We start from the raw sequence: 21,441 nt of genomic DNA on the forward strand, positions 1-21,441 counted from the left end.
GAACCGGGCCGCGCCTGCCGCCGGCTGGACTCAGGCGGCCACCGGCATGTTCATCGAACGGCGGTCGCGCGGCAGCCGGCTGACCAGGAATTCCATCTGGTCGGCCAGGATGTTGCGGTTGGACAGGATCAGGTGCTCCACCCAGCTCGGCCGGTACGGCACCGCCAGCAGCGGCATGTCGGCTTCCTGCGGGGTGCGGTTGCTCTTCTTCAGGTTGCAGGCGAGGCAGGCGCTGACCACGTTCTCCCACTCGTCCCGGCCGCGCTTGGAGATCGGCAGCACGTGGTCGCGGGTCAGCTCGGCGCGGGTGAAGTGGTCGCCGCAGTACAGGCAGATGTGGCGGTCGCGCGCGAACAGGGCGGTGTTGGTCAGGGCTGGGGCGGGGTCGATCGCGTGCTCGCGGCAGTGGCCGGTGCTGGCGATGATCGGGTGCAGGTGCATCCGGCTCTGCGTGCCGAGCAGGCGGTTGTGCCCGCCGCGCACGGTGAGGCAGGGGTCGCCCAGCGTCCAGGCGACGGCGTCGCGGACGTAGAGGCACACCGCCTCCTGCCAGCTGATCCAGTCGAGGATGCGGCCGGCGGCGTCCAGCGACAACACGCGGGTCGCGTTGAGGTCGGCCCGACTTGGCACTTCCATCAGCATGTAAATCGTCCTTCAGCCAGGGCGTCGAAAGAGCGTTTCGGCAATGCGGGAATGCTTGTCCGGGGCCAGCATAGAACAATTTCGTTGCAATTCGCATGCAGATGGGGCAGGGAGCGCCGCGGACGTACAGTCGCCGCCGCCGGCGGGCACTGATATGATCGGCAGTCAACACAGATCCGGCGCCGGGTTTGGTAGGGGCGCTTCGGTGGTGACCCGGCACGGCGGCGGCAGAGGTAGACAACGTGGCTGAAGTCCTTTTCTACGAGCGCCCGGTGCCGCTCAACCGCAACGATCACAAAAACCTGCGCATGAAGACCGTGCCGAACGTGAAGTTCGCGATGAACGCGCATTCGGTGCCGCTGACCGGCGTGGAGTTCGGCATCGCCGCGCGCGACCTGCTGATCCTGTTCGCCGGCACCAGCGCGGCCGACACCGGCCCGATCGCGTTGCTCGGCCTGCGCCAGAACGAGAACCTGTACGTCGACGCGAACGGCCAGTGGGCGGCGGATACCTACATCCCGGCCTTCGTGCGGCGCTATCCGTTCGTGCTGGCCGAGAAGCCGGCCGGGCAGGACGGCGACGATTTCACCGTGTTCCTCGACGAACAGTACGAAGGCTTCAGCGACAGCGAAGGCCAGCGCCTGTTCGAGGAAGACGGCACCGACAGCGAGCTGCTGACGAACGCCGTGGGTTTCCTCGGCGAGTTCCAGCAGAACGTGGCGCGCACCAAGTGGTTCATGGAGCAGCTGGTCAAGCACGACCTGCTGGAGGCGCGCAATGTCCAGCTGCAGAAGGAAGGCAAGGACGGCCAGCAGGGCCGCTCGATCAACCTCAACGGCCTGTACGTGGTCAACGAGCAGAAGCTGCGCGAGCTGGACGAGAAGACCACCCAGGAGTTCCTGCGCGAAGGCGTGCTCGGCTGGGTCTATGCCCATCTGCTGTCGCTGACCAACATCGACCGCCTGGCCCGTCGCCTCGACACGCGCGAGGAAGCCGAGGCGGCTGCCGGCGCGGCGAACTGACCGCGCGGCCACCTGCCCACGATGAAAAAGCCGCCTCCGGGCGGCTTTTTCGCTGGCGGCTTCAGCGTACCGGCTTGGCCAGCCGCAGCAGGTCCGTGGCGTAGCCGCTGGCTTCGTACAGCGCGCGGGCGCGCTCGTTGCCGGGGAACACCGCCAGCGTCACCAACTGGCATTGGTGCTCGCGCGCCCACGTTTCGGCGTGCGCCAGCAGAGCGCTTCCGACGCCGTTGCCTTCGCGGTGCGGCACCACCGCCAGGTCGGAGATGTGGCAGTTGCTGCGCCCGGTGAAGAAATCCGCGGTGCGCTGCAGGTGGATGAAGCCGACCCGTTCGCCGTCTGCGTCCTCCGCCACGAACAGGAAGCTGTTCGGCGGCTGGTCCTCGAGGTGCCGCAGCAGGTCCTTGCGGATGCCTTCCACGCACTCGTGCCGCCGCCGCCATGGCGGCAGGGTGAAATCCACGAAACGCGATGTCAGCGAGAGGATGAAATCGTCGTCGTCTTCGGCCAGGCGGATCAGCAGCGTCGTGTCGGTCATCGGATCGGGCGGAGACTGGATGGTGACGCCGCTGTTTCTACACCTTGCGCGCCGACTTCGGTAGTCCTGCCCGGCACGTGTATATTCCGGGCGGTGCGACGGGCATGCGCTCCAGCCCGGGTCGCCGACCGCCACCGAGGATCGTCCATGTCGACCACCCGCCGCCTGCACATCCAGCCCGCCGGCAACGCCGTGATCGCCCAGGGCATGCGCGACATCCAGGCCGAGCTGAAGTTGCCGGCGGCGTTCCCGCCGGAAGTCGAGGCCGCCGCCGCGAAGGCCGCCGCGAACCCGCGCCTGCCGGAACTGGACCGCAGCGACATCGCGCTGGTCACCATCGACCCGGCCGGCTCGATGGACCTGGACCAGGCGTTGCACGTCGAGCGCACCGATGGCGGCTACCGCGTGCACTACGCGATCGCCGACGTCGCCGCGTTCGTCAGCCCCGGCGACCCGGTCGACCTCGAGGCGCACCGCCGCGGCGAGACGCTGTACGGCGCGGATGCCCGGATCCCGTTGCATCCGAAGGCGCTGTCCGAAGGCGCCGCCTCGCTGCTGCCGGGCCAGCTGCGCCCGGCGCTGCTGTGGACGATGGAGCTGGACAAGACCGGCGAAGGCATTGCCGTCGACGTGCGCCGCGCGCGGGTGACCAGCCGCGCCCGGCTGGACTACGCCGGCGTGCAGCAGCGCATCGACGCCGGCGCGGCCGAGCCGATGTGGGCGGTGCTGCGCGAGATCGGCGAGCTGCGCCGGCAGCGCGAGCAGTCGCGCGGCGGCGTCAGCCTGCCGCTGCCGGAGCAGGAGGTCAGCGTGGTCGACGACCGCTGGGTGCTGGCGTTCCGGGCGCGGCTGCCGCTGGAGGACTGGAACGAGCAGATCTCGCTGCTGACCGGGATGGCCGCGGCGTACCTGATGGTGCAGGCGAAGGTGGGCCTGCTGCGCACCCTGCCGCCGCCCGATCCGCACGCGATCGAGCGCCTGCGCGTCACCGCGCGGGTACTCGGCATCGCCTGGCCGCCCGGGCTGGATTACCCCGGCTTCATCCGTTCGCTGGACCCCGCGAAGGATGTCCACGTGGCGATGCTGACCGCCTGCACCACGCTGCTGCGCGGGGCCGGCTACGCGGCGTTCGACGGCGCGCTGCCGGCGCAGTCGACGCACTCGGCACTGGCCGCGCAGTACACCCACGCCACCGCGCCGCTGCGCCGGCTGGTCGACCGCTACACCGGCGAGGTCTGCGTGGCGCTGTGCGCGAAGCAGCCGGTGCCGGGCTGGGCGCTGGTCGCGTTGCCGGGCCTGCCGGCCACCATGCAGGCTTCCGGCCACCGCGCCAGCCAGTACGAAAGAGCGGTGCTCAACCTGGCCGAGGCCGCCGTGCTGGCGCCGCGCGTGGGCGAAGTGTTCGACGGTGCGATCGTCGAGGTCGCCCACGACGACCCCGACAAGGGCACGGTGATCGTGCGCGAGCCGGCGATCGAGGCCGGCATCTCGGGCACGTCCAGCCTGCCGCTCGGCGCCGACGTCAAGGTGACCCTGGTCGAAGCCGATCCGGGCACGCGGGTGACGCGCTTCGCGCTGGCGGGCTGAGGGCCGCGGCGCAGCGCATCGCGGCGAGGTCGCGGCGGTTCGTCCGCACGGCCACGCGGCGGCGACGCGAGGCGCCCGGGAACAAGTCCTCAGCGGTCGGCGCGGATCGCACGGGAGAAATCATCGCCCGCCGCCGTGCGCCGCGCCCGTTCGGTGATGCGGCCGCGGCGGCGCAGCTCGTCGACCGGCGCGCTGCGGTCCACCGCGCCCACGTCGTGCAGGTAGTCCGGCAGGTAGCCGGTCAGCAGCAGGCGGATGTCCCATGGCAGCCCCGGCTCGATCTGCCGGGCCATGCGGTAGACGATCGTGGTGCAGTTCGAGGTGATCGTGTTGTAGAACTTCGGCGTCGTCGCCAGCTCGTTGGCGGCACGCACGTAGGAGAGGAACAGCGCGCGCATGGCCGCCTTGTCCATGCGCAGCGGATACAGGTAGTCGTCCTCGCCGCGCACGTTGGTGCGCACGCGGATGATGTCGCGCTCGTCGGCGGCCACCAGCACCGCCTCGAACTGCTTGAAGAAGCCGCCGATCGGCGAATACTGCTCGCCGCGCTCGCGGCGGATCTCCACCGAGAAGACCACGCGGCGGCCGTCGTCGAAGCCGAACGAGACCATCGCGTGGGCGATCGCGCGGCTGCCCCAGTACGACAGCACCGCGTCGGCCGAGGCGAGCCGGTCCAGGTCGTAACGGCGGGTTTCCCAGCGCGCGTCGTAGTCGTCGTCGCTGCGCCAGTCGAAGTCGCGCACGTCGTGGAGGGTCACCTCGCTGCCGTCCACCGTGCCGGTGAACTGGCGCGCGACGTCGTCGGCCCAGGTCCGCGTGGCGGACGGCGCGATGCCCGCCCACCACCACAGCAGCAGCGCGTACATCGCCGCATAGGCGCCCAGCGGCAGCCAGCTGCGGCGGGCGATGGCGATGGCGGCCAGGGCGATCACGGCCAGTGCCCACAGGATGCCGCCGAGCGTGCGCACGGTCGCGTTGCCGGGCAACTGGTACCACAGCGCCATGGCGCCCCACGCCCCGGAGACGAAGCCGGCGAGTGACACCGCCGCGATGAGCGCCGCCCTGCCGATCACCCCATGCTTCTTGGCCATCGTGCTTCCGCGCGTCCGTCCATGCGGCTAGCCTGCGACTTTGGCCGCGGCGTGACAATGCCGGCCCCCGATGCGGCGGCTACAATCCCCGCACTGCCGGGGCCGGGACCAGACGCCGATGGGGATGCTGCAGATGAGAGCAGGCCGGTGAGCGCCGGAATCCGCACTTGGGTGGCGCGCGGCGTCGCCGTCATCGGGCTGCTCGGCCTCAACGCCTGCGCGATGGTCGGGGTGAGCCGCGTCAGGACCGACGACTACGTCAACCAGCGGCGTGCGGATGTCATCGGCACCGACCGCCTGAGCGACCGCACCATGCAGTCGCTCAACGTGGTGGCGCTGGCGGTCGACAGTTGCCAGCGCGAGTTCGCCGCCTGCACCGACACGGTGGCCCGTTCGGCGGGGCTGACCGACGAGCAGCGGCTCTCGGCGCTGGCCGAGTTGTGGCTGGGCCGAGCGCTGGGGGCGGAGCGCTCGCGGCACGGCGAGGCGATGGACGATGCGACGCTGGATGCCTACCTGCAGGCCGCGCGCTACGCCTACGCGTACCTGTTCTACACCGCGCGCTCGCCCGCCGAGCGCGCGTTCGAATCGCGCCAGGGGCAGGTGACGGGGTTCTACAACCTGGCCGTGCAGCGGGTGCTGAGCCGCCTGTTCCTGGAGCTGCCGCGGCTGGACCCGCACTGGACGCAGGCCACGCTGGCCGGCTGGACCGTGTTGCGCCCGCAGAGCGACGTGCGCATGGCCGGCGATGCCCGCGTGCCGACGGAACTGATCCCGGCGGCCAACCTGCGCTTCAACGGCCTGCGCAATGTATACCGGCGCGACGGCTTCGGCTCCGACTTCGTGGGCGTCGCGCCGGCGGAGCAGGCCGATGCCGCGGAGCCGTGGCGCGAGCCGCGCTATGTGCCGATGACCGGTGCGCTGGTGTTCGACGGCGACACGCTGGCTGAAGTGCTGGCGACGCGGCGGGTGCGCCCGCTGGTGCGCTCCCCCTACCGCGACGACAGCCTTGCCGTAGGCGGGCAGGTGGTGCCGCTGGGGGCGAACTTCACGGCACCCTACGGCGTGTGGCTGGCCCGCTCGGGCTTCGCCAGCCAGTCCATCCGCTCGCTGCTGGGGCGCGAAGGCGGCATCCGCACGCCGCGCGTGCTGCTGATGCAGCCGTACGATCCCGGCAGGCTCACGGTGGTGATGCTGCACGGCCTGGCCAGCAGCCCGGAAGCGTGGGTCAACGTGGCGAACGACGTGATGGGCGACGAGGAACTGCGTCGCAACTACCAGGTGTGGGAGGTCTACTACCCGACCAACCTGCCAGTCGCGGTCAACCTGGCCAACATCCGCAAGGCGCTGGATGCCACGCTGAAGCATTACGACCCGTCCGGCCAGGCGCGCGCCTCGCAGAACATGGTGCTGATCGGCCACAGCATGGGCGGCCTGATCGCGCGCCTGCTGGTGTCATCCAGCGGCGACAAGCTGTGGAGCCTGATCCCGCTGCGCGCGAACCTGTCGGCGGCGAAGCGTCAGCGCCTGCGCCAGCGCCTGGCGCCGTACCTGCAGTTCACCCCGATGCCGCAGGTGACCCGCGCGGTGTTCCTGGCCGCACCGCACCGCGGCACGCCGTATGCGCAGCATCGCCTCGCGCGCTGGCTCGGCAACCTGATCCGGTTGCCGGTCGTCGTGCTGAACGAAATGGCGGAGATCGCCGACCTGCTGAAGACCGGCGATGCCGGCGAAGGGCCGTCGCTGCACGTGTCCAACAGCATCGACAACCTCAGCGATACCGATCCGTTCATCGTCGCCGCGGCGAACCTGCCGATCTCGCCGCGCGTGCACTACCACACCATCGTCGGCGTCTATAAATCGAAGGGCCCGTTGCAGGACAGCAGCGACGGCGTGGTGCCGTACCGCAGCGCGCACCTGGACGGCGCCGACTCCGAGCTGGCGATCCCGTCCTGGCACAGCGTGCAGGAAACCCCGGCGGCGATCCTGGAATTGCGGCGGATTCTGCGGCTGCAGATATCCGCGGCGAAGGGCGATCCGCGCTAGCGCCGCCTGGCGGCTTCGCGCGTACGGGTTGTGAACGGAGTGCGCCACATGTCAGATTCGTGGCTTCGTTGACAGAGGTTCGGAACGGGGGAATCCATGCATAGATCCATCGCGGCCGCCGTGTGGCTGTCCGCGGGCGCCATGTTGCCCGTGCCATGCCTGGGCCAGGAAAAGCCCAGGCCGCCGATCGTCACCGATCCGATTTACGCGAAGCCGCAGCAATTGGTGGACATGGACCACGGACGCCGCATGAACCTGTACTGCCGCGGTTCCGGTTCGCCCACGGTGGTTCTCGATGCCGGCATGGGCGACTCCACGATTTCCTGGGCGCTGGTGCAACCGGCGCTGGCGAAGCGGACGCGGACCTGCTCGTACGACCGTGCCGGCCTGGGTTTCAGCGATGCGGCCACGCGTCCCGGCACGGCCAGCAATATGGCGGAAGACCTGCATGCTTTGCTGCAGGCCGCCCACATCAAGCCGCCGTACATCCTGGTGGGGCACTCGGCGGCTGGAATGACCGTTCGAGTGTTCGCGGACCATTACCGCGACGAAGTGGTTGGTATGGTCGAGGGCTCGCATGAGGACCAGTCGACCCGGTCGTGGGCCATCGAAGCTCCGGGCCAGAAGGAAAAGTGGGATGCAGGCCTGAAAGACACCAGTTGCGTCGATGCGGCAAAGGACGGCTTCATCCGCAAAGGATCACCTGCCTACGCGAAGTGTGTCGGCGACGACGACCCGCGTTACAGCAAGGCCATCAACGAGGCGATGCTGGGGTATGGGGCGTCACTCAAATGGCAATCGGCCTTTGCGTCGGAACGGCAGAATCTCTTCTACGCAAGTGCGGATCAAACGCGCGCAACGCGCAGGGATTTTGGCGACATGCCGATCATCGTCCTTACGCACTCGCCGTATCCCAGGAACAAAAACTGGACCCAGGAGGTGCAGGACAAGCACACCTTGATCTGGGAAGACATGCACACGCAGATTGCCGCGATGTCGACCCATGGCGTGAACATGATCGTGCCGAGAAGCGGTCATTACGTGCAGTACGACCGCCCGGAAATCGTCATCGATGCGGTGAATCAGGCGATGGCGATCGCGAAGGAGCAACGTGTGGACTGATCGTCACCGCGCTCCCCCTGCAAGGTAGGGAGAGCCGGGGTTGGGTTGCTCTTGATCCGGCCTCCCAGGTCAAAAGCCCATCCCGCACCTGAAGGACTCCCTGTGGTCGCCGGCCTTCCCCTGCCTTGCAGGGGAAGGAGCTACGCGGTTCAGCCGCCTACCACCGGCAACGCAATGAAACTCGCCTGCGCCAGTGCGTGGTACACGCGCTGGGTGGCTTTCACGTAGTCCGCCGGTTTGGCCAGGAAAATGTTCGGCACGAAGGTCTGCGGGTTGCGGTCGTACAGCGGGAACCAGCTGGACTGCACCTGCACCATGATGCGGTGGCCGGGCAGGAACACGTGGTTGGCGGCGGGCAGGGCGAAGCGGTAGGGCAGTGGCCGGTCGGCGGGGATCGGCTTGCCCTCGGCGAAGCCTTCGCGGTAGCGGCCGCGGAAGATGTCCATCGCCACGGCGAGCTGGTAGCCGCCCATCCCGGGTTGCTCGGCCACCTGGTCGGGGTAGACGTCGATCAGCTTGACCACCCAGTCGCTGTCGCTGCCGCTGGTGGAGGCGACCAGGTTCACCTCGGGCGCACCGCTGATGGTGAGCGGCGCAGTGAGCACGTCGCTGACGTAGCTGAGCACGTCGGTGCGGCCGGAGGCCTCGCGCTGGTCGTCGACCAGCCATTGCGACCAGGTCTGGCCGTCGCCGTAGCCGACCGACTGGATCGGGCGCGCGCGGAACGGCACCGGATGCGCGGGATCGGAAACGTACTCGTCGTAGGCATCGCGGCCGATGGGTGCGCCGAAGCCGAGCTTGTGGTCGGCGTGCAGGTACAGCGCGCGGCTCTTCGTGGCGCAGCCGTCGGCGCAGGCCAGCGGCCAGCGCGGCAGCCGTTGCCACTGGTTGCTGCCGGTCTGGTACGCGGTGACCGGCGCGAGGTCGGCCTTCGGCGCGCCGTCCTTCAGGTATTGCGCCAGGTACGGGCGCAGGATCTTCTCGCGGAAGTATTTCGCGGTGTCGCTGCCGAAGCGAATCGCGCCGAGCGAACTGCCCTCGTCGATCTCCTGGCCGTGGTGCCACGGGCCCATCACCAGCCTGACCATGTCGCCGCCGGTGTCCTTCGGCTTGATCGCGCGATAGATGGCGAGCGCGCCGTAGATGTCTTCCTGGTCCCACAGGCTGTGCACCAGCATCACCGGCACCTTCAGCGGCTCCCTGGCGAGCAGCTTGTCCACCGCCTGCTCGCTCCAGAAGCTGTCGTAGGCTGGGTGCGCCAGCAGCTTGTTCCAGAAGCCGAGCTGGCGCATGCCGTAGGCGTCGGCCAGCGCGCCGGCGGAGCCGTAGTGCATGAACAGGTCGTACTCGTCGTGGTAGCTGGTCCACCACTTGATCGCGTTGTCGCGGCTGGCGACCTGTTCGTAGATGTAGCTCAGGTTCTGCTGGCGGAACGCGCCGTGGTGGAACCAGTCGTCGCCCATCCAGCCGTCGACCATCGGGTTCATCGGCACCGAGACCTTCAGTGCCGGATGCGGGTTGAACAGCGCCATCAGCGGCTCGAAGCCGTCGTAGGAGATGCCCAGCGTGCCGACCTTGCCGTTCGACTCGGGGATGTTCTTCACCAGCCAGTCGATGGTGTCGTACGTGTCGGTGGCGTCGTCCACCGGGGTGGGATTCAGCGGCCCGTGCAGCGGCCGGTTCATCACGTAGTCGCCCTCCGAGCCGTACTTGCCGCGGATGTCCTGCACCACGCGGATGTAGCCGTCCTCGACGATGATGTCGGCGGCGTTGTCGTAGCCCTGCAGCATCGGCCCGAGGTGGCCGCTCATGCCGTGCGTGGTCAGCGCGTTGGCGTCGTACGGCGTGCGGGTGAGCAGGATGCCGGCGTGGCTGGCGCCCTTCGGAATCAGGATGACGGTGTGCAGCTTCACGCCGTCGCGCATCGGGATCATCACGTCGCGCTTGACGTAGTCGAAGCCGGCGGTGGCCGGCACGAACTTCGCCGGCGTCTCGCTGGGGTAGTCCGGGTACTTCGCCTGCGGCGCGCCCGTGGCCTGCAGGACGCCGCTCATCGTGAGCAGCAGAGCGAACAGCGCGGGCTTCAGGCCCGCGGCGACTCGGCACGGTTTCATGGTGTCCCCTTCGGTTGGCAATGCGCTGCCAAGAGTAGCGGCAACGGCGGCGCGGATCAGCGGTCGCGTGCCGTTGGCAAGCCTATTGCATGATGGGGTGCATGAACGATCTTGCCTACGACATCAGTCATCTGCTTCAGGGCGAACCGGTCGAGGCCGCGCGGCCGGAACCCCGCACGGTGAAGGCGGTTGCCGCCTGCCCCGACATCGCCGCCCCCTGCCTGGCCATGGCGCACGAACTGCTGCGGGCCGCCGAGGCCCATGAGGAATGGATCCGGCAGTACCTGGGAACCCAGGCCGGGCAGGCCGGGAGCTTTGCCGGAGCCTGAGGCGACTGCCCTTCTTGAGCAGAAGTTGACCTGGCGGGACATTTCCGGCCGCCCCTGCGGGCAACGGACGAAAAGCCCGGGACCTGCCCGGGCCTTTTCGTGCGCCTGTGGCGCCGATGGTCAGTCGATGGCCGGCAAGGTGGCCACGCCTGCCTCGATCGCTGCCTTGTGCACCAGGGTGCGCGGCAGGATGCGGGCGAAGTAGAACGCGGCGGTGTCGCGCTTGGCCTGCTTGAACGCGGCGGATTGCGAGCCGGCCCCGGCGGCGGCCACGCTGCGCGCCCACAGGTAGGCGAGGGTGACGTAGCCGCAGTAGTACAAGTAGTCGGTGGCGGCGGCGCCGAGTTCCTCCGGGTCGGCCTGCACGCGCTTGGCCAGGCTCGCGGTGAGTTCGCTCCATTCCTTCGCGGCCACGGCCAGCGGGCCGACCAGGCCGCGCAGCGAGGCATCGGCGCCGTGCTGCTGGCAGAACGCGCCGATCTCCTGCAGGAAGTGCTTCGCGCCCACGCCCTGCAGCTGGAGGATCTTGCGGCCGAGCAGATCGGCCGCCTGGATCCCGGTGGTGCCTTCGTACAGGGTGATGATGCGGGCGTCGCGCACGAACTGCTCCATGCCGTTCTCGGCGATGTAGCCGTGGCCGCCGTAGATTTGCAGCGCTTCCTTGGTGCACTCCTGCGCCAGCTCGGTGGTCATGCCCTTGGCGATCGGGATCAGGAACGCGACCAGCTCGCCGGCCTTCTGCCGGGCCGCCTCGTCGATGGCGCGATGCTCGATGTCGGTCTGCAGCGCGGTGTACAGCACCAGCGCACGCGAACCCTCGACGAAGGCGCGCTGGGTCAGCAGCATGCGGCGCACGTCCGGCTGCACCAGCAGGTTGTCGGCTGGCTTGTCCGGGAATTTCGGGCCGGACAGCGCGCGCGACTGCAGCCGCTCGCGCGCGTAGTTGAGGCTGTTCTGCAGCGCGCGCTCGGCCAGCGCCAGGCCCTGCACGCCGACCGACAGGCGCGCCGCGTTCATCATGGTGAACATCGCGGCCAGGCCCTTGTGCGGCTTGCCGATCAGGTAGCCCTCGGCGCCGTCGAAGTTCATCACGCAGGTGGAGCAGGCATGGATGCCCATCTTGTGCTCGATCGCGCCGGCGGCGACGGTGTTGCGCGCACCCAGCGAGCCGTCCTCGCCGACCTTGAATTTCGGCACGATGAACATCGAGATGCCGCGGCTGCCTTCCGGCGCGTCGGGCAGGCGCGCCAGCACCAGGTGCACGATGTTCTCGGCGAGGTCGTGCTCGCCGGCGCTGATGAAGATCTTGGTGCCGCTGATGCGGTAGGTCGGATGGCCGCCGGCGTCGGCCGCGCCCGGTTCGGCGCGGGTCTTCAGCAGGCCGAGGTCGGAGCCGGCCTGCGGCTCGGTCAGGCACATCGTGCCGGTCCAGCGGCCCGCGACGATCGGCTTCATGAAGCGCTCACGCTGCCACTCCTCGCCGTGCTGTTCCATCGCGTGGGTGGCGCCCTCGGACAGCAGCGGGTACAGGCTCCAGGCCAGGTTGCCGGACTGGAAGATCTCGGTGGTGGCGGTGCCGAGCACGCCGGGCAACGCCTGGCCGCCGTAGGCCTCGGGGTTGGTCAGGCCGGTCCAGCCGCCTTCGGCGAAGGCCTTGAACGCCTCCTTGAAACCCTTCGGCGTGGCCACCGTGTGGGTGGCCTTGTCGAAGCGGCAGCCCTCCGCGTCGGCGGGCGCGTTGGTCGGCGCCAGCAGCTGTTCGCTGAGGCGGCCGGCTTCCTCCAGCACCGCGTCGAGCAGGTCGCGGCTGTGTGCCTCGCCGTCCTGCAGCGAGGTGAGGGTGTGCTCGGCGCCGAGGACGTCGAACAGGGCGAAGCGCAGGTCGTCGAGGGGGGCCTTGTAGATGGTCATGGCAGTTCCTTGGGTGAAAGGGGTCAGCGGTAGGTGCCGGGAATGCCCGGCACCGGCGAGATCCAGTTGTTGCCGCTGAAGTCGAATTCGCGCGGCTTCGATTCCTGCTCGGGCCTGGCGCTAATGCTGCCGCTGACGCGGTAGGCCAGCGAACCGGCGCTGCCCTTGGCGGCGGCCGCCTGCAGCGCCTGGGCCATCGCGGCAGTAGGCAGCACGTCGAGCCGGACCACGTCGCCGGCGAGCTCGGGGATGTCGCGCTCGAAAGTGGCGTGCAGCCGCACCGGCACCAGTTCGGCAACCTGCAGCAGGCCGTCCAGCGACCTGAAGTCCATCTCGCCGTAGCTGTTGTTCTGGATGCGCAAGGTCAGCTGCCACTGGCCGCCCGGCAGCACCGTCAGCTGCTGGATGCTCACGTTGGGCGGGTACACGCTTTTCTTGGCCGGGCCACAGGCGGCCAGGCCCAGCAGCAGGACGGGGATGATCCAGCGCAGCAGGCGCATCGCGGTTCTCCAAACGATCGTTTGAATACCGATTCTAACCACGATTGGGGGTGCCGGCGCCAGTACGAGGCCGACAAGTGCCCGCGCCGGTGGAAACCTCCGGCCCCGCCATGCGGATCGAGCGGTCCGTCGGCTGGCGGAAACGCTTCGTCGGGAGGCCGATGTGCATGAGCGCGCGGAAATGGCGCAACACGGGCAGGACATCGTGCGCGCCCGCTGACGACGGCCATCGCGAGGTTTCGCCGGCATCGGCAAACGGGCATCATCGGCGTTTCCTCTTCGCCCGCAGGGTTCCACCGCATGTCACGACGTTTTGTTGCGCGCCGCTCGCCGATCCACGGCAACGGCGTGTTCGCCGCTGCCCCGATCGCCAGGGGCGAGGAAATCATCGAATACAAGGGCAAGCTGCTGACCCATGCGCAGGCCGACGAGCTGTACGGCGACGGCGGCGAAACCGGCCACACCTTCCTGTTCACGCTCAACGACGACTACATCGTCGACGCCAACCAGGGCGGCAACAGCGCACGCTGGATCAACCACAGCTGCGCGCCGAACTGCCGCGCGCTGGTCGAGGAAAGCGCCCGCGGCGACCCGCGCCGGGACCGCGTGCTGATCGAGGCGATCCGCAACATCAAGCCGGGCGAGGAGCTCACCTACGACTACGGCATCGTGCTCGACGTGCCGCACACCGCACGCCTGAAGAAGCTGTGGGTTTGCCTGTGCGGCTCGCCGAAATGCAGCGGTACCCTGCTCAAGCCGAAGCGGTAATCAACGGTCAAGTTTCGATTCTGTTCTCACGAGGGTTGCCCGACGAGTTGCTGTGACCTCTTCCTGGTCGTCATTCCGGCCTGCGCAGGAATGACGATGACGGGGGATTTTCGCGTTTTTCCACACGTCGCAACGCATTGGCTCGGGCAGCATCATGACCGCGTCTCAGTCCTCTTCCACATGCGGTTTCCACGCCGCGCTGAGCTGCTTCTGCACGGTGGGCGGCACCGCCTCGTAGTGGCTGAGGTCGAGGCTGTAGCGGCCGCGGCCGCCGGTCATCGACTTCAGTTCGGTGGGGTAGTCGACCAGCTCGGCCAGCGGCGCCTGTGCCTTGATCACCAGCTCGCCGCCGCGCTGGGTGTCGGTGCCCATGATGCGCGCGCGCTTGCCGGCGAGGCCGCCGGTGACGTCGCCCACGCTGCTCTCGGGGATCGCCACCTCGACGTTGACGATCGGCTCCAGCACGATCGGTCGCGCCTTGCCGACCGCGTCGAGGAACGCCTTCTTGCCGGCGCTGACGAAGGCGACTTCCTTCGAGTCGACCGGGTGGTACTTGCCGTCGTACACGGTCACCCGCAGGTCCTGCAGCGGGTAGCCGGCCACCGCGCCGTGCTCCATCGCCTGGCGCACGCCCTTCTCGATCGCCGGCAGGAACTGGTTGGGGATCACGCCGCCCTTCACCGCGTCGACGAACTCGAAGCCGGCGCCGCGCTCGAGCGGCTCGATGCGCAGGAACACCTCGCCGAACTGGCCGGCGCCGCCGGTCTGTTTCTTGTGCCGGTGGTGGCCCTCGGCGTGGGCGGCGATGGTTTCGCGGTAGGCGATCCGCGGCGGGTGCGCCTCCACCTCGACGCCGTAGCGCTCGCGCATGCGCTCCAGCATCACCTTCAGGTGCAGGTCGGACAGCCCGCGCACCACCGTCTCGTTGAGTTCCTTGTGGTGCTCGACGCGGAAGCACGGGTCTTCCTCGGCCAGCCGCGCCAGCGCGTTGGAGAGTTTCTGCTCCTGGCCCTTGTGCCGCGGCACCAGCGCCAGGCCGAACATCGGCGAGGGGAAGGTCGGCGGCGCCAGCGCGATGCGGTCCTCGTCGTGCGAGTCGTGCAGCACCGCGTCGAAGTGGATCTCCTCCACCTTCGCCACCGCGGCGATGTCGCCGGGGATCGCCGCCTCGATCTCCACGTGCCCCTTGCCCTGCGGGCGCAGCAGGTGGCCGACCTTGAACGGCTTGCGGCCGTCGTCGACCAGCAGCTGGCTGTCGCGGCGGATCGTGCCCTGCCACACGCGGAACACGCCCAGCTTGCCCACGAACGGGTCGTTGACGATCTTGAACACGTCGGCGATCACGTGGGCGGCCGGATCGGCGTCGACCTTCAGCGACGTGCCGTCGCCGCGTACGAACGGCGGCGGGTTGCCCTCGGCCGGGTTCGGCAGCAGCTGCGCGGCCACGTCGAGCAGCTCGGCCACGCCCGCGCCGGTGCGCGCGCTGACGAAGCAGATCGGCACCAGGTGGCCCTCGCGCAGGCATTGTTCGAACGCGTCGTGCAGCTGCTGCGGCGTCAGCGCGCCTTCGCCGGCGTCGAGGTAGGTGTCCATCAGCTTCTCGCTGACTTCCACCACCTGGTCGAGGATGCGCTGGTGCGCCTCGGCCAGCGAGGAAAAATCGGTGGCGCCGTCGGCGTGGAAGAAACAGTCCAGCACGCGGCTGCCGCGCCCGGCCGGCAGGTTCACCGGCAGGCACTCGCTGCCGAATTCCTCGCGCAGCGCGTCGACCAGCGCGGCGAGGTGGGCGCCGTCGTAGTCGATCTTGTTCACCACCAGCATGCGCGCCAGGCCGCGTGCCTTCGCGTGCATCATCATGCGGCGGGTGCCGTGCTCGATGCCGTTCACCGCGTTGACCACTACCGCCACCGTCTCCACCGCGGCCAGCGCCGACAGCGTGCCGCCGCGGAAATCGGCGTAGCCGGCGGTGTCGATCAGGTTGATGTGGCAGCCGGCGTGGCCGAGGCTGGCGACGCAGCTGTCGATGGAATGGGCGCGCGCCTTCTCCTGGCTGTCGCTGTCCGATACCGTGTTGCCGCGCTCGACCGAGCCCATCGCCTGGATCGCGCCGCCGGCGTGCAGCAGCGCTTCGAACAGCGTGGTCTTGCCCACGCCGGCGTGCCCGGCGAGCGCGATGTTGCGGATGCTTTCCGTGGAATACGTCACGATGCGACCCTCCCATGCAGGGCACGGCCTCGTGGCATGAACGGCGCCGCACGAGACCGCGCGTTGGCGGCTGACGATGGCGGGCCGTCATGGTCGTCTGCCGCTGCGCGGACGCGAGTGCGTGGCGCGTGCAGGGCGAGGGCGGTCATGGCGGAGAGACGGCGCGTGGCGCCGTCCGCGTAGCCTTGAGCCAAGCGTCGGCACGGTCAAGTTGCAGTGCGGGGAACCGGCGCTGCGGCGCGGCGGTCTACCCAGCAATGCGGCAGGTTGCCGGGCCGATGCCCGGGCGCCGGCCGGCATCCCGGCCGTACCGCCATCCGCGAGCCACCGTCATCGCCCGTCCACAGCGTGTTCCCCCGCAGCAGACCTCGCCAAGCCCGGACCCGCCGGCGTCGCCGGCCCGTGGCCTGGTGCCGCTGACAGCGGCGGAGCGGGCGCTGCTGCACCGGCGGCGCTGGCGCGAGCCGGGGCGCGAGTACCGGTGGCACGGGCCGGCCCTGCTGGTGGCGCTGCTGCTGCACGCGCTGTTCGCGCTGGTGGTATGGCAGCAGATGCGTCCGCGCCTGCCTGCCACGCCGCGCGCATCGCGGGATGAAGTGCTGGAGGTGCGCTTCATCACCAGCGCGCCGCCGGTCGCCGCGGTGTTGGCGCCGCCCGCACCGTCCGCAGCGTCGCGACCGCCCGCACCGCCGCGGCACGAGCCGCCGGCGCGGAACGCGATGACGCTGCAAGTGCCCGCGCCACCGGCCGCGCCGCGCCTCTACGACCAGCAGGGTCAGCCGCTGCTGCCCGCGCCGGCCGCCAGTGCGCCTGCGCCGGACTACGTGCCGAACCTGCCGCGCGACGACGCGCGGATCATGCAGCACCGCAGCCCGGTCGAGTACCGGGCCACGCGCTTCGACAAGGACTGGGGCGGCGGCAACGCGTTCGACAGCGCGTTGCAGAAGCTGGTCGACAAGACCACGGTGAAGCAGACCATCCGCCTGCCGCGTGGCGTGCGCATCCACTGCGGCGTATCCCTCGCCATGCTGGCCGGAGGCTGCGGCGGCGAGCCGCCGCCACCGCCCTCGGCGAAAGACGGCGACGAGCGCCTCAGCATGGCGCCGGCCACACCGCTGGACGGCGCAGCGCACGCGCCGCCGAAGCCGGACGAGGCGGCCTGCATCGCGATGTACCGCGCGGGCAAGCCGCTGGCCTGGGGCTGCCCGGTCGACACGCCCGCCCGCACGGTCGATGCCGAGCTGCGCGGGCGTGCCGCGGGAGCCGCGCGCGGCCACTGAGCGTCATGCGGGGGCCGCGCCGCGCCCGTTACACTCGCCCGCATGCCCTTGCCGCCCCCGGACCAACCTGCCACCGGCCGCGCCGCCAATCCCGCGCGGGTGATGCTGAACTCGCCGCTGGCCGCGGCGACCCGGGCCCGGGTCTACCACCTGCGCACCCGGCCGCGCCCGCGCGAGCTGGGCCTGCGCCTGTTCGGCATGGTCGGCGCGTTGCTGGTGCACCTGCTGTTCCTGTTCGGTTTCGTGCTCGGCCCCGCGTTCCAGGTGGTGCCGCCGCCGGCATCGAAGCAGCAGTTCATGCAGGTGCGCCTGGTCGAGCCGCCCGAGTTGCCACCGCCGCCGCCGGTGCGCGGCACCCCGCCGAAGGAGCGCGGACCACGCCACCAGGGCCACGCCAGCCGGCCCACGCCGAGCCGCGAACCCAGCGCCAATGCGCAGGCCGTGGCCGCCGAGCGGCCGGCCGCGGCGGCCACGCCGGTGATCGCCGCCGTGGCGAAGCTGAAGGCGCCGGCGCCGAAACCGGTGTCCGCCCCGAAGCCGCCGGTGAGCCTGCCGCAACCGGCGCCTACGCCCGAGCTGCAGCCGGTGCCGTTGGCCGGCGAGCCGCCGGCGGTGACCCTGCCGACGCCGGTTCTGCAGCCGCCGGTGCCGCCGAAGTACCAGCCCGAGTCGGTGCGCAGGCCGCAACTGGAAGGCAACCGCGCGATGCCGCCACCGCCGTCGCTGGCGTTGCCGGAACTGCCGCCGCAGGCAGCGCCGCCGATCGCCGTCTCCAGCATTGCGCTGGATACCGAGGTGCCCCGATCCGCCGCGCCCGCCAGCGTGACGCCGGCCCGCGCCGAGTTGCCCGCGGCACCGCCGGCGCCCGAGCTGCAGCCGGTGCCGCTGCCGGCGCAGGCCGCGCCGAGCGTGAACCTGCAGGCGCAGCTGAGCGTACCCGCGCCCACCGTGCCCAACGAGAAGCCGCAAGTGCAGGCGCCCACCATCGAAGTGGCCGAAGCCGAACTCGAGGCGGTGCCGCTGGCGCCCGCGGCGCCGGCGAAAATCCAGCCGCAGGTGGCGAGCGAGAAGATCAAGGTGGCGGAAGCCACGCGCGAAACCGCCATCCGGCCATCCATCGCCCGGCCGCAATTGAGCGCGCCGCCGACGGTCGCCGCCACCATGCAGGCGGCCCCTGCGGCACCACCGGCGGCCGGTCCGCCCGCATCCGCGGCGGAACCCTCCGCGGCGGAGCAGGCCGCGCCCAACCCCGCCGAGGCGGATCGCGGACGCGACGTCAGCCGCGCGCCGGACGCCACCGCGCAAGGCAGCGATTTCGCCACGCCCGGCGCCGTCGCCGCCGTGCCGGCGGCCGGCGGCACGGGCGCGGCCAGCGCACCGCCAGTGGCGAAGCCGGGCAACGGCAAGCCGCAGGGGCAGGGCATCGGCCAGCCCGGCGGCGAGCAACCCGGCGCGGTACAGGGCGAGCGGCAGGGCGAGCCGGGCGGCTACGTGCAGCTGAAGCCGCGCGGCGATACCGAGATCATGCGCCACGGCGCGCCGAACATCGGCTACCAGCCGACCCGCTTCGACAAGGACTGGGCTCCGCAAGACGAAAGCTCGATCGACACCGCGTTGCGCCGTGCGGTGGAGAAAACCAAGGTCAGCCACACCTTCCACCTGCCGCGCGGCGTGCGCGTGAAATGCACGGTGATGCCGCTGCTGCCGGTCGCGCTGTTCGGCTGCGACAACCCCGACCCGCCGGCGAAGCCGGTCGACCCGAAAGTCTACGATCGGCTGCACCTGGCCCCGGCCAATCCGCCGGCATCGCCCGCGTCCGTGGCGGTCCACGCCGCCCCCGTGCCGATGGTGAAGTTCGACAACAGTGCCGAATGCGCCACCGCCCGCATCGCCGGCGGCCCGCCGCCACCCGGCTGCGAAAGCATCGTGCTGCCGGTAAAGCGGGCCGCCCCCGCGCCGTCATCCAGCTCGTGGGTGCCGGCGAGCGACCAGTTTCATTGAGGCGCGGCAGGCGGTTGGCTTCGCGGTGTCTGCGGCACGGCATGATGCCTTCAAGGCGTAAGGGAGCAAGGTGTCGCCGAGCGAATGGCGGCCACTCATCGTGTTCGACGGCTTACCGGGATTTCGTCGGCCTGCGCCCTTTTTACGCGAACTGCGATGCTCAAACGCAGGCGTGTGCGTGCCTGATCCAGCAACCGCGGCGTTTTCGCCTCCGTTACACCCGCACTTTCGCAGGCGTAATTCATACACCCTCAAAGGAGTCGGATAACACCGGCAGCTTGTATCCACACAGGTGTTGATGCTGTGGTGCAAGCACATGATCTACCGCAGGAATTCGCCGCTTGAACGGTCAGGAGCAGAACTGCATACTCGGCGCAACACCCCGCTTTTGGGGTCTACTTAGCGTTAGGCCCTCCAAGGAATATCCGTGAATTCCGAACAAGCTAATTCCGTAGCGGATGCGCTTCTACTGGAAAAGAAAGCTCAACAGGCTGCGTTGGTATACAACCGCGCCCATCAAGCTCGGCTCACTTCCGCCCGTCGCTACGCAGCGGTCTACGGTCTCATCGGCTTTGTTGTTGGCACGCTGGCGGGCTACTTGATCTTCTCCAAGGTCTTCCCGGCTGCCATCATCGGATTGGGGTTCGGCTGGGTCGTCGGTCGCTGTCTCTGGTTCGTCGGGCGTAAGGCCTAACCAGTCGTGTATGGACTCCTCATGCAACTAGCCGAGGTTGCTCGGTCGATGGATGCCGGGTAAATGAATCGGTTGCAGTCGTGTATTCGGCCTTGGGGTGAGCGAGTGACGCTCGGGCCATCATGGAATCCGCGAATCGAAAGCCAATCGTTCGGACGGAGCGGCCTCGCAGGCCAGAAGAGTTATCGGCTTGGTTCGATTCGGGACCGATACATTCGCCATGACACAGATCGCCTTGGCAACTCGGGGACAGTAAAACAGTTACTTGGTGGCACACGCCACGTCGGTCGCGACCGCGGGTCGCACGCTGCAATGGTTGCCATCGAACGCGGCGTGATGGTGCTCCATCGCCCAGACGCGCCGGGCCACCTTGTTGGCCAGCGCGACCGCGGCCTTGTTGTGACCTTGCCGGGCCTGCAACGTCAGTGCCCATGCCTGCAGGCGGTCGAGCGGTTGACCCTTTCGCTGCCGAACCTGCGCCGCACGCAGGGCGGCGCGTGCGCCATGGATCAGCAGCAGGCGCAGGTAGCCGTCGCCGCGCTTGCTCATGGCGCCCAGCTGGCGATGCGAGCCGGAAGAGTGCTCGCGCGGGGTCAGTCCCAGCCATGCCGCGAAGTGACGGCCACTGCGGAACCGATCCAGGGATCCAACACTGGCACGCAGTGCGGTGGCGGTCAGCAAGCCGATACCCGGCACGCTCTGATAGCGCTGGCTGGCCGGATCACTCTCGGCAAACACGTCCAGCCGCTGCTCGATCGCCGTCATGTCCGCTTGCAGGCTTGCCAGGCGCTCCAGCAATTCACCCAGCGTGTGGCGCAAGGCCATGGGCACGTCGTTGTCGCCGTCTTCGAGCGCCGCCAGCACGGCAGGACGAACCTTGGCCGCACCCAGCGGAATGACCAGGCCGAACTCGCGCAGCACGCCGCGCAGCAGATTGATCGTCGACGTCCGCTGGCTCTTGAGCCGCTCGCGGATGCGATGCAGTGCCTGCATGCCCTGCTGCTCGGGCGACTTGATTGGCACCGGCTCGATCTGCGCACAGCGATCCGCTTCCAGGATGCCGGCTACATCGGTGCGATCGGTCTTGTTGCGTCGCACGTAGGGACGCACGTCGCGAGCCGGCAACAAGCGCACCGTATGTCCCTGTCCGGCAAATCGTCGTGCCCAGTAGTGCGCACTGCCGCAGGTTTCCATCACCACGCGTAGTGGTACGCGGTTATCCAGCACGTGCGCAAAGACACGGCGCGACAGCCGCCTACGCTCCAGGATACGGTGATCGGCATCGGCAAACGCCAGTTCGAACACATCCTTTGCCAGGTCTATGGCGACAGTCGTAGCATGCATGGCGGACTCCTCTCGTGATCCCGTCGACTGAACGGCAACGGCTCAGTCTGGCTCATCGAAGCCGTGTGGCGACGCGGGAGGAGTCCATTCAATCATTCAAGGCGGACGGCTTCGCCGCCGCTTAACTCCAGCGTTGAGGCTGTAGAAAAACCCCTTTCCACGGACGGATAGACTGAACCGCCCCGGGATTCTCGGAGGCTCCAATTCTTGAGAGGATGGAGCGATGGAAACCCCGAAGAAGAAGTCCCCG

General features: G+C 69.2%; 17 protein-coding genes. 9 read left to right on the forward strand and 8 right to left on the reverse strand.

Annotated elements, in window-relative coordinates; all coding sequences use genetic code 11:
- Window positions 1–30: 30 nt before the first annotated feature.
- Window positions 31–642, reverse strand: a complete 612-nt coding sequence (locus AC3WRN_RS04240; RefSeq protein WP_068096069.1) for an HNH endonuclease — start codon at window positions 640–642, stop codon at window positions 31–33.
- Window positions 643–884: 242 nt separating this feature from the next.
- Between AC3WRN_RS04240 and AC3WRN_RS04245 the strand changes: the two genes are divergently transcribed.
- On the forward strand, window positions 885–1,664 hold the full coding sequence (locus AC3WRN_RS04245; RefSeq protein ID WP_492622020.1) for a SapC family protein: 780 nt from the start codon (window positions 885–887) through the stop codon (window positions 1,662–1,664).
- Window positions 1,665–1,725: 61 nt separating this feature from the next.
- Here AC3WRN_RS04245 and AC3WRN_RS04250 read toward each other — a convergent pair whose 3' ends face one another.
- The gene (locus AC3WRN_RS04250) at window positions 1,726–2,199 is read right to left on the reverse strand and encodes a GNAT family N-acetyltransferase (RefSeq protein WP_068096065.1); all 474 of its coding nucleotides are present in this window, start codon (window positions 2,197–2,199) and stop codon (window positions 1,726–1,728) included.
- A 147-nt stretch (window positions 2,200–2,346) separates the two neighbouring features.
- Between AC3WRN_RS04250 and AC3WRN_RS04255 the strand changes: the two genes are divergently transcribed.
- Complete coding sequence (locus tag AC3WRN_RS04255; protein ID WP_492622021.1) at window positions 2,347–3,786, forward strand: RNB domain-containing ribonuclease; 1,440 nt, start codon at window positions 2,347–2,349, stop codon at window positions 3,784–3,786.
- A gap of 89 nt (window positions 3,787–3,875) precedes the next feature.
- On the opposite strand, the gene AC3WRN_RS04260 is transcribed toward AC3WRN_RS04255, so the two are convergent.
- Window positions 3,876–4,877, reverse strand: a complete 1,002-nt coding sequence (locus AC3WRN_RS04260) for an Lnb N-terminal periplasmic domain-containing protein (protein ID WP_492622022.1) — start codon at window positions 4,875–4,877, stop codon at window positions 3,876–3,878.
- 222 nt (window positions 4,878–5,099) lie between these two features.
- Here AC3WRN_RS04260 and AC3WRN_RS04265 point away from each other — a divergent pair, with 222 nt between their 5' ends.
- Both AC3WRN_RS04265 and AC3WRN_RS04270 read left to right on the forward strand, forming a co-directional pair.
- Window positions 5,100–6,923 (forward strand): esterase/lipase family protein, encoded by a 1,824-nt coding sequence (locus AC3WRN_RS04265; RefSeq protein ID WP_492622042.1) that lies wholly within the window; start codon window positions 5,100–5,102, stop codon window positions 6,921–6,923.
- A gap of 96 nt (window positions 6,924–7,019) precedes the next feature.
- Window positions 7,020–8,045 carry an alpha/beta fold hydrolase gene (locus AC3WRN_RS04270; RefSeq protein ID WP_492622023.1) on the forward strand — a complete coding sequence of 342 codons (1,026 nt, stop codon included), beginning with the start codon at window positions 7,020–7,022 and terminating at the stop codon, window positions 8,043–8,045.
- 149 nt (window positions 8,046–8,194) lie between these two features.
- Here the strand turns inward: AC3WRN_RS04270 and AC3WRN_RS04275 are convergent, their stop codons facing one another.
- Window positions 8,195–10,159: a CocE/NonD family hydrolase gene (locus tag AC3WRN_RS04275; protein WP_492622024.1), complete on the reverse strand. Its 1,965-nt coding sequence runs from the start codon at window positions 10,157–10,159 to the stop codon at window positions 8,195–8,197.
- Between the two features lie 101 nt (window positions 10,160–10,260).
- Here AC3WRN_RS04275 and AC3WRN_RS04280 point away from each other — a divergent pair, with 101 nt between their 5' ends.
- Window positions 10,261–10,488: a hypothetical protein gene (locus tag AC3WRN_RS04280; protein WP_492622025.1), complete on the forward strand. Its 228-nt coding sequence runs from the start codon at window positions 10,261–10,263 to the stop codon at window positions 10,486–10,488.
- A gap of 120 nt (window positions 10,489–10,608) precedes the next feature.
- Here AC3WRN_RS04280 and AC3WRN_RS04285 read toward each other — a convergent pair whose 3' ends face one another.
- The gene (locus AC3WRN_RS04285; RefSeq protein WP_492622026.1) at window positions 10,609–12,399 is read right to left on the reverse strand and encodes an acyl-CoA dehydrogenase C-terminal domain-containing protein; all 1,791 of its coding nucleotides are present in this window, start codon (window positions 12,397–12,399) and stop codon (window positions 10,609–10,611) included.
- A 23-nt stretch (window positions 12,400–12,422) separates the two neighbouring features.
- Window positions 12,423–12,899, reverse strand: a complete 477-nt coding sequence (locus tag AC3WRN_RS04290) for a hypothetical protein (RefSeq protein WP_492622027.1) — start codon at window positions 12,897–12,899, stop codon at window positions 12,423–12,425.
- A 300-nt stretch (window positions 12,900–13,199) separates the two neighbouring features.
- Here AC3WRN_RS04290 and AC3WRN_RS04295 point away from each other — a divergent pair, with 300 nt between their 5' ends.
- Window positions 13,200–13,667: an SET domain-containing protein gene (locus AC3WRN_RS04295; protein ID WP_492622028.1), complete on the forward strand. Its 468-nt coding sequence runs from the start codon at window positions 13,200–13,202 to the stop codon at window positions 13,665–13,667.
- A 165-nt stretch (window positions 13,668–13,832) separates the two neighbouring features.
- Here the strand turns inward: AC3WRN_RS04295 and fusA are convergent, their stop codons facing one another.
- Window positions 13,833–15,872 carry an elongation factor G gene (gene fusA / locus AC3WRN_RS04300; protein ID WP_492622029.1) on the reverse strand — a complete coding sequence of 680 codons (2,040 nt, stop codon included), beginning with the start codon at window positions 15,870–15,872 and terminating at the stop codon, window positions 13,833–13,835.
- A gap of 410 nt (window positions 15,873–16,282) precedes the next feature.
- On the opposite strand from fusA, the gene AC3WRN_RS04305 reads away from it, so the two are divergent.
- From AC3WRN_RS04305 to AC3WRN_RS04315, 3 genes are all read left to right on the forward strand, one after another.
- Window positions 16,283–17,152: a hypothetical protein gene (locus AC3WRN_RS04305; protein ID WP_492622030.1), complete on the forward strand. Its 870-nt coding sequence runs from the start codon at window positions 16,283–16,285 to the stop codon at window positions 17,150–17,152.
- A gap of 42 nt (window positions 17,153–17,194) precedes the next feature.
- Entirely contained in the window at window positions 17,195–19,153 is a 1,959-nt protein-coding gene (locus tag AC3WRN_RS04310; RefSeq protein WP_492622031.1) for a hypothetical protein, read from the forward strand.
- A gap of 427 nt (window positions 19,154–19,580) precedes the next feature.
- Window positions 19,581–19,847, forward strand: coding sequence for a hypothetical protein (locus AC3WRN_RS04315; protein ID WP_492622032.1), 267 nt, complete (start codon window positions 19,581–19,583; stop codon window positions 19,845–19,847).
- Window positions 19,848–20,108: 261 nt separating this feature from the next.
- Here AC3WRN_RS04315 and AC3WRN_RS04320 read toward each other — a convergent pair whose 3' ends face one another.
- Complete coding sequence (locus AC3WRN_RS04320) at window positions 20,109–21,191, reverse strand: IS110 family RNA-guided transposase (RefSeq protein WP_492622033.1); 1,083 nt, start codon at window positions 21,189–21,191, stop codon at window positions 20,109–20,111.
- Window positions 21,192–21,441: the final 250 nt, after the last annotated feature.

Source organism: Rhodanobacter sp. FW101-FHT13A11, from assembly GCF_058790335.1.

Coding starts and splice junctions, on each gene's coding strand:
- AC3WRN_RS04260 (WP_492622022.1), bottom strand. CDS start 4,877: ATGGCCAAGAAGCATGGGGTGATCGGCAGGGCGGCGCTCATCGCGGCG.
- AC3WRN_RS04270 (WP_492622023.1), top strand. CDS start 7,020: ATGCATAGATCCATCGCGGCCGCCGTGTGGCTGTCCGCGGGCGCCATG.
- AC3WRN_RS04290 (WP_492622027.1), bottom strand. CDS start 12,899: ATGCGCCTGCTGCGCTGGATCATCCCCGTCCTGCTGCTGGGCCTGGCC.
- AC3WRN_RS04310 (WP_492622031.1), top strand. CDS start 17,195: ATGCCCTTGCCGCCCCCGGACCAACCTGCCACCGGCCGCGCCGCCAAT.
- AC3WRN_RS04255 (WP_492622021.1), top strand. CDS start 2,347: ATGTCGACCACCCGCCGCCTGCACATCCAGCCCGCCGGCAACGCCGTG.
- AC3WRN_RS04275 (WP_492622024.1), bottom strand. CDS start 10,159: ATGAAACCGTGCCGAGTCGCCGCGGGCCTGAAGCCCGCGCTGTTCGCT.
- AC3WRN_RS04265 (WP_492622042.1), top strand. CDS start 5,100: ATGGTCGGGGTGAGCCGCGTCAGGACCGACGACTACGTCAACCAGCGG.
- AC3WRN_RS04240 (WP_068096069.1), bottom strand. CDS start 642: ATGCTGATGGAAGTGCCAAGTCGGGCCGACCTCAACGCGACCCGCGTG.
- AC3WRN_RS04295 (WP_492622028.1), top strand. CDS start 13,200: ATGTCACGACGTTTTGTTGCGCGCCGCTCGCCGATCCACGGCAACGGC.
- AC3WRN_RS04280 (WP_492622025.1), top strand. CDS start 10,261: ATGAACGATCTTGCCTACGACATCAGTCATCTGCTTCAGGGCGAACCG.
- AC3WRN_RS04285 (WP_492622026.1), bottom strand. CDS start 12,399: ATGACCATCTACAAGGCCCCCCTCGACGACCTGCGCTTCGCCCTGTTC.
- AC3WRN_RS04320 (WP_492622033.1), bottom strand. CDS start 21,191: ATGCATGCTACGACTGTCGCCATAGACCTGGCAAAGGATGTGTTCGAA.
- AC3WRN_RS04250 (WP_068096065.1), bottom strand. CDS start 2,199: ATGACCGACACGACGCTGCTGATCCGCCTGGCCGAAGACGACGACGAT.